The following is a 12061-nucleotide window of genomic DNA, read 5'->3' as shown; positions in this document are numbered from 1 at the left end:
ATCATCTCCCTCTCTTATTGCTTATATAGTTTGGTTTGTTTGATTAACATATCGATTTCCTTCATGCAGGGCATCTCCTCCACATCCCGGTAATCGGTGCTGCCAAGCAAGGAAATCTCCAGCAGCAGTTTATCGAGTTTGAGCATGATCTCCTCATTCGCCTCCAAATAACCGGTTACGTAAGCCAGATACTCTTGGTACAGAGCTGTTTTTTTCTGCGCCACCTTGCCGGATAGCTGGGAGGCTTTGGGCTGATCGGCCATGCGGGTGAAATCAGATGCGGCGAAGACGCCCAGCTTGTTCAGAATCCCCCGGATATTGAGATAGAATAGCTTCTCCACCTCATCGATGACCGCCATGAATTTCTTGTAACTGAGCTCCGTTTGTTCAAAACGCTGACCCAGGACATTCAGCAGCGCATTTCTCTTTTTCTCGATTCGTTCCAATTGGTCCAGGGCAAGAGCGATATCATTCTTCAGCACTTTCACGTTACGATAATGGTGAAGCGCGTCTATGTAATCCTCACGGGTCTGAATCGTTTGGATCGCCTTCGCAGCCGGAGGCTTGAATAACAAGACATAACTGCCATAAAAGAGTGCAAGAACACTGACAACCCATACGGTGATGACCAATGCCGACTGGAAGGCGCTGTCGCCGCCGATTTGGAATCCAAGCAGCCCGGGCGAGACCAGGACAATATTCACGATCGCGATAACCGCCATAAGCAGGAGCAGCTTCACGGATTTCGAGCCATTCAAGAATTAACACCTCCCCTACTCCTATAGAGCGATGACTGATTCGACCTATAACCGCCTTTTGAAACATCCGTAAAACATAGATACATAAGGATATAACACATACTACGTCTCAAATCGAAGTTAGATGCATTTTCCTCGCGCGATAGACCTGCCGATTTTACAATCCACTCCAACTTTTGTATCCAGAACCTCACCTGGTCAAGATGACGTTCACACTTTCGTCGTGTGCCTTGAACGCCAGGTGCAGACGCAGAGAGTTGCTGGAAGAACAGGAGGCCGAGCTGAGGCAAGCTAGATCAGGGTAACTATAACAAAATCACATAAATAATCCAATGGTTCTGCGACAAAAGACGCAAAAAAAGTCCTTCAGGGATTGCCTGAAAGACTTCTGCTATTAATAGATGGGCAACTATCGAGCAGGCTTTAAGCTTTGCCTCGCGGCAGCTTATCCGCATACCGAGTCCGCAGTTCACCTAAATAATCCAGCTTGCGCAGCACCTTCTCCTTATTCAGCATGCCGATGCTCAGAATGAGCTGCTCGATCAGCAATAGCGGCGTCACCATGGAATGAAACTCGCCCATATCCCCCCGACTGACATAAAACGAGATTCGCGCCGGTGTTCCATAACGAAAGTCCTCCCGGTCAGTGATCATGATCGCCGCATTCTGCACGCGGCTTACGCAGTCCAGAATGACCTCCGTTTCCGGGAGCATCCGGGTGAAGCTGAAGATCAGCACGACATCCTCGCTTTCCAGGTGTGCCAGCGATTCCAGCAGTTCATGGCCGCTCCCAGCCATGATCCGCACCGACATGCCGAACCGGGATAAGCGGTACGATAACAGCTCGCCCAGCGACAGGGATGGACCTGGTGCATAGATATAGACGCGTCTTGCCGAAGCCATCAGCCCGGCTGCTTCCTCCAGCTCATCGGGATGGATCCTCTTTATCGTATCTTGCAGATGATGCTTCGCCTGCTCCAGCATTTTCACCGGCAAGCTGGACGCGTCCAGCCGGGATATCGTCTTTTCCAGTTTCACCGCAGGCGTCGAATCCGAGGACTCCCGCAGCTTGAGCTTAAACGCCTTGGCATTGTCGTAACCGACGGCACGCCAAAACCGGGATACGGTCGCGATGCTGGTGCCAAGCCGATCGGCGATTTCCTGCTCGGTCATGAACAGCATCTCCTCGGGATAACGTTCGATAAAATCGGCAATTTTGAGCTGACTCGGCGAAAATCCGGATTTATCGGGAAACCAATTTTTCAATGCTGCTGCACTCCTTATACGATCAGTCTTCTTCGTTCGGTATGAGTACATCATACGCCGTGATTGTTATGTAAATTTTATTCCATGGTAACATCTATGTAAAAAATATTACAATGCGTTGACATAGTACTCCGTTCATTTTAATAATCGCCTCCTATACTGATAACAAATCCATTTCCAAGGAGGCTTCTTTTTAATGGCAAGCAATTCACGGGTCTATACCCTAACGTCTTCGCAGAAAATGATGATTTTTGTGTTGTCCATGTCGCTGTACGGCCTATCCAACATGTTCACTGAGCTCATCCCCGCGTTCCGCCTGGGTCCGATCGAGCTTTCCGTCGAATACTTCGCGTTCATCCCCTTGACGCTCTGCATGCTGTTCCATCCTTTTTACGCGGCTGTGGGGGCTGCGCTCGGCGAGGTCATCTTCGGCGAACTCATGCTCGGACAATTCGGCGGTCTCGGTGAGCTGGAGAAGTTTCTTACCTTCTCCTTCGCCATGTACGTCGCCGGCCGTATGGTCAAAAATCCCCTCAATCGCGCCCAGGTAGGCATCGCCGCCATGTCGGGCGTCATCATCCATCAGCTGTGCAGCTCTCTGGTAGACATCGGCAAGGTCTGGATCGGCGTCGAGGAATTCGAAGCCGTGCCCGGGCTTGCACAAAGCGTGGTGCTTGTCGAAGGCATCGGTTTCCTGAACGATGTGCTGTTCTCCGGCATTCTCTTCGCTCTTCTGCCTACATTATATCTGGTTCCAAGGTTGTATGGAAAAATCGAGCCACTGCTCGGCATTAAACCCCGCCAGAAGCTTACGAAATACGAAGCCGCCGGCATCATCTCGCCCAAGCTGATCCTGGCTGGAATCGCTTTGGCGCTGGTTGCCTTCGGAGCGGAGTCCCTTTCGGAAACGGACTGGAACTTCGGCGAGTGGGACAGCGGATTTGCAGACCGGTTCGGCATCGGCGCAATCTGGATCAGCATCGGTGCAGCCGCCATCGTTGCCATTGCGGTTCTGACGTTCATGCGGGCCAGAAGAAACCGCGGACTTCAAGAAAAGAAAATGTCGGAGAACCCGCCTTATGTCTAAACCGTTCGTTCATGACAACCCGGCAATCCGAATCGCAGGCGTCACCTTCGTCTATCCCGGTTCGGAGCAGCCCGTACTGAATGAGGCGTCCCTGCATATTCGCCGCGGCAGCTTTACGGCGATCATCGGAGGAAACGGCTGCGGCAAATCCACGCTCTGCAAGCTGTTCAACGGATTGATTCCCCACTATTATTCAGGCGACTTCACAGGAACCGTTGAAATCTGCGGGGTTTCCGCCGAGAACCGGACAGTCTCCGAGCTGTCGCGGATGGTGGGGTATGTCTATCAGGATTTTGATAACCAGCTTGTCCGTCCGACGGTCATGGATGAAGCCAACTTCGCTCCGCTCAATTACGGACTCCCGGACTACCGGGCCTTGGGCGCGAGGGCACTCGATATGTGCGGATTAACCCATCTGAAGGAACGCTATATCTGGGAGCTGAGCGGCGGGCAGAAGCATTTGCTCGCCTTGGCGGGAGCCCTCTCGCTGGAACCGGATATTCTCGTGGTGGATGAGCCGGTATCCCAGCTCGATCCCCAGCACGCCAGGCAGGTGTATGATGTGCTGCGCCAATTGAATCAGGTTCATGGAAAAACCATTATCGTGATTGAGCATCATACGGAGTTTATTGCCGACTACTGCGAGGAAGTGTGCCTGATGGAGCAGGGGAAAGTACTGTGGCAGCGCCCGGTCATCGAAGCGCTGAACAGCCTTCAAGATCTGGAGCGGCTGGGCATCCAGCCTCCCCAGGTGACCAAAGCAGCGGTACAGCTGTCTGCGATTCTGCTGAATGGAGGCATGGCCCCCGACAGTCCGCAGGATGGACACTCGATAACGGTCGGCTCCGGCTCTCAGTCTATGGGATTGTCCGGATATCGGCTGATGCAGCCTTACCCTATTACGGCTGAGGAAGCAGAAGTCTATTTTGGAGAGCTTCTGCACAGGCACACGGATACCCCGTTGCTGCTTGATCATACACCAACCGGCGCGAGAGCTGACGATGCTTCACCGGCTGACACAACCGTGAAGAACCCGGATTCCGACCAGCACAGTCCTCGACAGGAGCATGAAACAGAACGCCAAATGGAGCATAGCACGCTCGTACATTTTAACCGATCCGTACTCCGCTACCGAACGATTCATAAGGCGGAGCATGAGGTGCTCCAGGGCATTAATCTTCGCCTGTATGAAGGGGAGCGCATCGCGCTTGTAGGCAACAACGGCGCGGGCAAATCATCTCTCCTGAAGCTGATTGCCGGCATCGCCAAGCCTTCCGGCGGCTCCGTCTCGATTATGGGTAGGAATACCAAGGATTTATCGATGGAGCAAATATCCGCTAACGTGGCTTACGTCTTCCAGAATCCCGAGGATATGTTCATTGAAGATAATGTGTATAAAGAAGTGGCCTATGGCTTAAAGAGCCGCCGCCACCCGGAGGCTGAGGACAGGGTTCATCGCATGCTGACCCATTTCCGGCTTGAGCCTCTCAAGGAACGGGACGCCCGTCTCCTCAGCGGAGGCCAGCAGCGCCGCGTTTCCCTAGCCATAGGAGCCGCCATGATGCCCCGGCTGATTCTGCTCGATGAGCCAACGGCCAATCTGGACATGTCCACTCGCGAGGAGCTGCTGAATACGCTGCAAGAGCTGGAGGGCCATGTCCGCACCGTTATCATCGCTACCCATGATATGCAGCTGGTTCACGAATGGGCGACAAGAGTCATCGTCTTAAATCAAGGCGTCGTGGCCGGCGACGGCACCGTCTCCGAGATCTTCGCCGATTCGGAGCTTATTTCCCGGGCCGGGCTTGCACCGACCCAAATGATGGATTTATCGACAAGGCTGGGCGTCATGCCCCCAACCAGCTCGCCGGCCGAGTTTGCGCAGTATATGTACCGCATTCTGAGTGGAAAGGAGCTTCACCACCATGCAGTTAGTCCGCAACTGGTTTAACAAGATTACGATTGAACGGATTCAACTCGAGTTGATGAATACCGCCTACGGAAGCGGCCATGCATCCCTTTCCCGGTTGGACCCTCGATGCATGCTGATCTGGTACCTGTTCTTCGCTATCGCACCCTGGTTCATCTCCAGCATCAACGTGCTGGCTGGATTGTTTCTGATGATGGTGGTTACCACCGTTCTGTCGCGGGTAACGCCGTTTATTATCGTTGTGCTATGCCTGGGCTTGATCGGCCAGGTCGGCTGGCTGTTTATTGTGTCCCTCTTTTTCGGTGGGGACATCAGTTCCGCGCTGCCACTGCTGAAGCTGACCTTAAAGCTGTCGGTTGTATCGCTTGCGAGCATTACGGTCTTCTCCGGCATGGATCCCGAGAAAATCAGCGACGGCCTGCTTGCGCTCGGCATGCCTGCCGCCTTCTCGTTCAGCTTGTCATACGGTTATCGGATACTCCCCGTATTATTCGAAGAATTCCGCAATGTAATGCTCTCTTACCGATTGCGGGGAAAAGCGCCGGAACGCACCGGTTTTCTCTACTGGCGGCTCGCAGCCTATTATATAAAGCTGCTGGTGCTATCCTTCTTCCCCTTGATGCTGGCAACTGCTAAACGTTCCCGCACGACGGTAGAAGCGCTGGAGACCCGCGGGTTCTCCTACGGCATGAAGAATCCGACCGCCAAGAAGCTGAAGCTGTCCCACCTGACCCTGTCCGCGAGGGATGTGCTGTTCCTGTCCGGTACGGCAGCATATACCGCATTATTGTTCTGGATCGGCTGACCTTACCACTGACTTATACAAGGAGTGTTTGAATATGAAAATTGATCTTCATACCCATGCCAAATTGTCCAAAGCATCCGATTTCTCTATAAATTATTATGAGGAGATGATCCGGGAGGCGCTGGACAACGGCCTTGATGCGCTCGCTCTGACCGAGCATTTCAATACGCGCCATTTTGAAGAAGTGTACCAGCAGCTTGACCGGATGTTTCCTTACAATGGCGAATACTACGATGCAGACGGATTGAAAATCTTTCCGGGCATGGAAGTGGACATTCGGGAGACCGGTCACATTCTGCTGATTGGCCGGAAGGAGTATATTCTGGAGACCCGCCGCCAGCTGGATGGATATACAGAGAAGGGCTCCTTCATTCCCTTTGATGACCTGATGGACTTAGCCGAAGCCTTCCCGCTGCTCAAGATCGGTGCCCATCCGTTCCGGGAGAGCACACCGCTCCACCATCTCACCCGCAGCCAGTTGAGCCGCCTGGACGCCTTTGATCTCAATGCCAAGGATATGTACCAATACGGCTGCGAAGCCAATCAAGATCAGGTTCAACGGTTCGCTGCCGATCTCGGCAAACCTGTTACGGCGGGAAGCGATACGCATCAATGCCTTCAATTCGGAAGCGTCTATAACGAGCTGCACGTGCCTTGCGTGTCCGCCGACGAGCTTAAAAGTGCCATTATGCAAGGCGCTTACCAGCTTCATGTCTCGGACAGCCTGCCCATTAAGGTCAAAGCCTCCGTCATGCTGAAAAAACTCATGAAGGAGATCATCCGCCTCCAATCCCCCTCTGCCGTCATCTAGGAAAAGATTGAAACTGCTCCAAAGTTAATGTTGGAAACCCGACCATATCGACGAAAAAGAAGCCTGGCCATTATCCATGTCCAGGCTCCTTGCGTTTCCGAGAGATTGCTATATTGCGACTCGATCCCATGTCATTCCCGCCGCAACCGGCTCTATCCCATTCCAGCGTTGCGCGAATCGGCGGGATGGGCGGAATTACTGCAGCCGGTCCAACAGATTCAGCATGGCTTGCGCGCTTTCCGCACGGGTGGTCTTGGCTTGAGGCGTAAACGTGCCATTGGCATGCCCCTTCATTAAGCCAAGGGCCAAAGCTTCATTCACCTCTTGAAGTGCCCATGAAGAAATTTGCTTCCTATCCTTCAGATCCGGTGCTTCCGGTGAAGGAGAGGCGCTCCCCTTGGTTCCATATGCACGGTAGAGCATGACAGCCAGCTCCTCGCGGGTGATCGCCTCGTTCGGTGCGAACGTGCCCTTGCCTCTGCCGTTCACCAGCCCGTGCTGGTAAGCCGCCGCAACCGCCGAAGCATACCATGCATCGCCGTCCACATCCGTGAAGGCCGTGTCTTGCGTGCTTTCAAGGCCCAGGGCACGAACGAGCATTGCGGCAAATTGTGCACGAGTCAGCTGCTGACTCGGACTGAATATTGTATCGCTGGTGCCATTCACAATATGCTTGGCTGCCAGCTCATTTATCGCTTGCTCCGCCCAATGGCCAGCAAGGTCGGCAAACGATTTGTCATATTCCAACACGGCATAATAGCTCAATTGACTGACTTCAGCCGTTAATAACTCGTTTACCAGCTTGCCGCCAGCATATTTCAATTGCCCCTGATCCGAGATGTGGTAGATGCCGGCCAGCTTGCCGTGAATGACGCTGTCGACAGGAAAAGCAATCGTTACAGGTGCTATGAAATACTCCAGCTTATATGCCTTGCCGTCTTTTGTGCGGACGTTAAGATCTAATGCGTACATCTTGCTGCCCTGCTTCAGTTTAGCCTTCTCGACAGCATCTGCTTTGGCTACGAGAGAGGCAGCTGTCTGCGATCCAACCTCCTCGAGCTTAAACGAAATGACTGCATCCTTAGCCTGCTCGGCCGGTACGAGCTGGCGCAGCGCTTTGAGCAGAGCGGACGGAAGCTGTACCATCACGCCGTCCTGCTTCAGTTCCAGCGGCTTCGTCCCCAGGATGTCCCCTGCCGTCAGCGGCAGGAGAACTTCGATATCCTCGGCACCGAGCTGAATTGTCACCTTCTCTTGCCCGCCACGCAGCGACTCTTCGTTAACGATCCGCTGACCCTGATTTGGCTTCGTTCCCGGATCGATTGGCGGATTGCCGCCTGCTCCCCCGCCTCCGTTTCCACTGCCGGGGTTGCTGCCGCTGCCGCCGTCATCGATCTTCGCATTCATTTTAATCACAATGGCCGTCAGAGGCTCAAGCGTCATCGAGCCGGAGGTTAACGTGAAGCCGGACTTCGCTTTGACGCCGGTCGTGCCTGCTTCATCGTTATCGACCACCACCGTGCCGGAAGTCAGATCTTCATTAAGTGTCAACGTTCTCGACTGGTTGTCGGCATTAACGAACACATAATAATCGCCGGTTCCGTCCGTCGCTTTATTCTTATAGGCGATGACCAGATCCTGCGCTTTTACTTCGGGAATCTGCAGCAGCGTCACGTTCGAATTCACCATCGACTGATCGCCAAGGCGGAATGCATCGGACGACTTTCTCAACTGTATCAGTCCGGTCGTATATTCCCGCGTTTTGTTGTTCTCCGGATATTTGGCTTCATCCGTCGCCTTCTCCCAATCGAACATGTTGATGGCATCGGAGGAGTCGTAGGAGTCATGGATGAAATAACCGAAACGGTTTCCTGCCTCATCCTCTAATTCGTGGTATTTCTGCTCGGGTACCCCCGAGCCCAGCCATTGCTTGGTCCGCCCGTACTCCTGTCCTGCATGGAGGAACGCCGTTCCTTGCGAGGTCAAGGTGAGCAGGTTGCCCAGGCGAATGCGCTTATGGATCTCGAGGTCATTCGCTGCAATCGACGGATCCTTTTTGATGGACTGCGCAATGATGTCGTACAGCGGCAGATTATCATGGGCTTCAATGTATTGAACGATGTCACCCGGATCGTCTTCCTTCGTGTTGCTCGGCTGCGCCTTGATATTGTTGAAAATGGTTTGGATGTCGCGCGCGCCGCTCGTAATGAATCGTGGCTCGCCTTCATTGCCGAAGCCGGATTTCAGCTCGTTTCGGAACTCATCGGAGAAAACGCCGACGTTATCCGTTTTATCCATCCAATTCTGGTCTGCGCCCTTGCCTGCCAAGGAAGGATCCGACAGATGACCGCCGAACGTGACCCAGCCCTCGCCGATAAACAAGGCGTTCGGGTTGATGGCGGCAGCCGCATCATAAGCGTTCTGCACGGCTTCGTAGGTGGCGTCGCCCATCATGTCCCAGCGCATGCCGTCGATTTTGTATTCGTCGAACCAGTATTTCACGGAGTCCACCATCAGCTTCTCGGCCATCTTGTGGTTGGTCGCCAGATTGTTGCCGAAGCCGCCGATGAAATTGCCGTTGGCGTCCTGGAACGCATAATAGTTCGGCACGATATCATTCAAGAAATCGGCCTTGGCCATATGGGTGTAGACCACGTCCAATACGACGCCCATGTCCGCCTCGTGAATGGCGTTAATCATCGCCTTCAGTTCTTTGATGCGAAGCTCGGGATCCGTTGGATCTTCGGAGTAAGCACCGTCAGGGGAGAAATAGCTGTGCGGGTCATACCCCCAGTTGTACTCATTGTCTTTGGCCGAATAATCCAGCTCCCTGTTCTTCATGGCCGCTTCGTCACCGTAATACCAAGCCATCACGGGCAGCAGCTGAACATGGGTGACGCCCAGGGACTTGATGTATTCGAGCTTCTCTTTGAATGCATCGTAGGATCCCCAAGTCGCGTTATGCAGGTCGTTCTCAATCGTCGGATCGGATGTGAAATCCCGGACGTGAATCTCCCAGATGATGGCGTCTTCCCGCTGCTCGTAGTCCGGAATGTCCGCAAAATCATATCCGACGGGATCCGTTTGACTCAAATCGACAATCGCGGCTTTGCCGACGGCATCGCCGTCCGGTTCAACTTCGCCCTTGGTGTTCACTCTGAATTGCGCCATGGATTTGGCATATGGATCCAGCACGGTTTTCGTCACGCCGTTGTTGGTCACTTCGTATTGATAAAAATATCCTCTAAAATCTTGGATACCGAGGTCTCCTGGATTCAACTGAACCGACCATACCCCTTTGTCTCCCTTTTGGAGGGCGACGTTGCCGATAAACTGCGTGGCATCATCCTTGCCGTACACATTTGCGGTGACGTCGGTCGCCGTCGGTGCCCACAGCTTAAGCTCGGTTCCTCCAGCCTGATAAGTCGCCCCGAGGTCATCGCCGTCGTAAGCGTACATCTCATCCAGCATTCTCCAGCCGGTGGAGGCGGATACGGTTTTTCCGGCGTAAGTTACGCTTAGCGGTATCTGATCCAGCTGAAATGATGCCGACACTTCGATGGTCGTGTTTCCGGTAATCTTCACGTTTTGAATGGCAACCGTATGGCCGTCCTTATCCTTAATCTGCAGCTCATTCTTCAGCGTATCCGCTTCCAAACCATCGGTCATTGTAAATCCGAGCTGGAGCTTTCCGGGAGCCCATACCTCGGCAGAGACCAACCCGGTAGGCACTTCCCCATACGGAGATGTGTAGACGGTGTTGTCGCCTTCTTGAATGAACAGATGCTGGTATCGGTCTACCAGGGTGAAGCCTTTGTCGCCTCCGTCTTTGCCGACGTCTCCTTTGGCCGGATCCAGCACGAGGAAGTTAATCTTCTGGGCCCCCGGCTTCATCGGAACGTCCACGTATGCGCCATATCGGTCGGTTTGGCCTGATGGGAACATGGTAGCCCCCGTCGGCCAATCCTTCGAAGGCGCAGCGACATCGTCGCCCCATATCCACAAACCGTACGGATCGTAGTTCTGATCCTGCCGTTGATAGTGGATGCGCACGGTATCCGCCGGCAGGTCAACAGGCTCAAAGCTGTATACCGTATCGGAGCCTTCCTTGAGCCATACTTCGTTCATGTCCGGCGAGGCTAGGGTGAATTTCTTGTCGCCGCCGTCTTTATTGCCGTTGAAACGATCGACAACGACGATGCCGACTTTTTGGGCGCCGTCCTTGAGCGGAATGTCGACGAAGGCCCCGTAGCCGTCCTGCTGCCCGCCAGGGAATGGCGTTGCGCCAGTCGGCCAATTGGCGGACGGGGATGCGACGTCATCGAATATCCACAGTCCGATGCTGCCATAATTCGCGTCAGCCCGGTTGTAATGGACGCGCAGATGGTTAGCCGGCACCGGCGTTTCCGGATCAGCGGGTACCGTGAAATGAGTGGCAACGCCGTGATTGGCCGCATCGTAGCTGAACGTAACCTTAACATCCTGTGGCAGCTGAAGCTTTTCCCGATTAGCGGGGTGAACCGGGCTTGCCGCTTCGCTGCCCAAAACGATTTGGTACTCATGATCCCCTTCGTAGACGTCGGCCGTCACCGTGTATACATGGTCATAATCAGAATCCTGCATGATTAATCTCGCATCCGCAGGCGACCAGTTAGCCGCTTCGCCGATGCCCGATTGGAAGCTGCCAATCACTCGGGGTAGCTTATCCGCCTCGATCGGAGCATAGTATGTAGAATCCGCGATCCGGTGCGTCCCATGATTGTAATAAAAGGTAACCTGGGAATCTTGAGCGAGCGTTATGAGGATGTTGCCATCCTTGTTTGCTCCGCTGGGATTGGAATAATGGGCGGAGCCGTAATTCTCGTCCCACTTTCCGTCGATCGCGATCTTGTATTCGTACGATCCCGCGGGCAAGCTGCCGGTGAACCTGTATTCTCCGTTCCCCATATCGTGCATGGTTGTCGCGGCAGCAGCCGGATCCCAATCCCCGCTATGGCCTAATTCGGATTGCAGAGTCCCCACCAGCGTAACCTGGCTTGGCGCGCTATTGGCATTGGCCGTTGATGGCGGAATGCTGAGCATGGAGAAAATCAGCGAAACAATCATGAAGATGGACCACGTTCGTTTGCTTGAAACCGTCATTCTCATGAAACAAATAGCCTCCTTCTGTTCTTGGATTAGGTACAGCTGATACGATGTTGATGCCACTCATTGCGCAAACGCTTGCATAAACAGGTTTGAGCTTCCATCAAGTAAAGTACGACAATTACTGACAATGGTTAGAGAATATGTTCGAAATATAGAATGAAACAAATATAAACGAAAGCGATTACAATGGAAACGTTTGCATCAATTATTGTAGTATCACGACTCCTTCTCGTCAACTACATTTTGACCTGTTTTC

The 12061-nt window shown here is 53.4% G+C and carries 7 protein-coding genes; 4 read left to right on the top strand and 3 right to left on the bottom strand.

Going from position 1 to position 12061, the window contains the following annotated elements:
* Positions 1 to 14: 14 nt before the first annotated feature.
* The gene (locus BJP58_RS21860; protein WP_194540534.1) at positions 15 to 758 is read right to left on the bottom strand and encodes a hypothetical protein; all 744 of its coding nucleotides are present in this window, start codon (positions 756 to 758) and stop codon (positions 15 to 17) included.
* A 423-nt stretch (positions 759 to 1181) separates the two neighbouring features.
* Positions 1182 to 2024: a MurR/RpiR family transcriptional regulator gene (locus BJP58_RS21855; RefSeq protein WP_194540533.1), complete on the bottom strand. Its 843-nt coding sequence runs from the start codon at positions 2022 to 2024 to the stop codon at positions 1182 to 1184.
* 196 nt (positions 2025 to 2220) lie between these two features.
* Between BJP58_RS21855 and BJP58_RS21850 the strand changes: the two genes are divergently transcribed.
* Genes BJP58_RS21850 through BJP58_RS21835 form a run of 4 tightly spaced genes read left to right on the top strand, consistent with a single transcriptional unit; the run spans position 2221 to position 6657 of the window.
* The gene (locus BJP58_RS21850) at positions 2221 to 3111 is read left to right on the top strand and encodes a DUF8171 family membrane protein (RefSeq protein WP_194540532.1); all 891 of its coding nucleotides are present in this window, start codon (positions 2221 to 2223) and stop codon (positions 3109 to 3111) included.
* Positions 3104 to 5062 (top strand): ABC transporter ATP-binding protein, encoded by a 1959-nt coding sequence (locus BJP58_RS21845; protein WP_194540531.1) that lies wholly within the window; start codon positions 3104 to 3106, stop codon positions 5060 to 5062. Before BJP58_RS21850 ends, BJP58_RS21845 begins: the two co-directional genes overlap by 8 nt.
* Positions 5037 to 5846 carry an energy-coupling factor transporter transmembrane component T family protein gene (locus tag BJP58_RS21840; protein ID WP_194540530.1) on the top strand — a complete coding sequence of 270 codons (810 nt, stop codon included), beginning with the start codon at positions 5037 to 5039 and terminating at the stop codon, positions 5844 to 5846. The genes BJP58_RS21845 and BJP58_RS21840 overlap by 26 nt, the downstream gene beginning before the upstream one ends.
* Before the next feature lie 34 nt (positions 5847 to 5880).
* Positions 5881 to 6657 (top strand): PHP domain-containing protein, encoded by a 777-nt coding sequence (locus tag BJP58_RS21835; protein ID WP_194540529.1) that lies wholly within the window; start codon positions 5881 to 5883, stop codon positions 6655 to 6657.
* Positions 6658 to 6852: 195 nt separating this feature from the next.
* Here BJP58_RS21835 and BJP58_RS21830 read toward each other — a convergent pair whose 3' ends face one another.
* Positions 6853 to 11805 carry a pullulanase gene (locus BJP58_RS21830; RefSeq protein ID WP_194540528.1) on the bottom strand — a complete coding sequence of 1651 codons (4953 nt, stop codon included), beginning with the start codon at positions 11803 to 11805 and terminating at the stop codon, positions 6853 to 6855.
* Positions 11806 to 12061 lie beyond the last annotated feature (256 nt).

This window comes from Paenibacillus sp. JZ16, assembly GCF_015326965.1.
Taxonomy (GTDB): domain Bacteria; phylum Bacillota; class Bacilli; order Paenibacillales; family Paenibacillaceae; genus Paenibacillus_AQ.
Note: the sequence above shows the minus strand (reverse complement) of the source record. Positions and strands in the feature narration are given on the sequence as shown.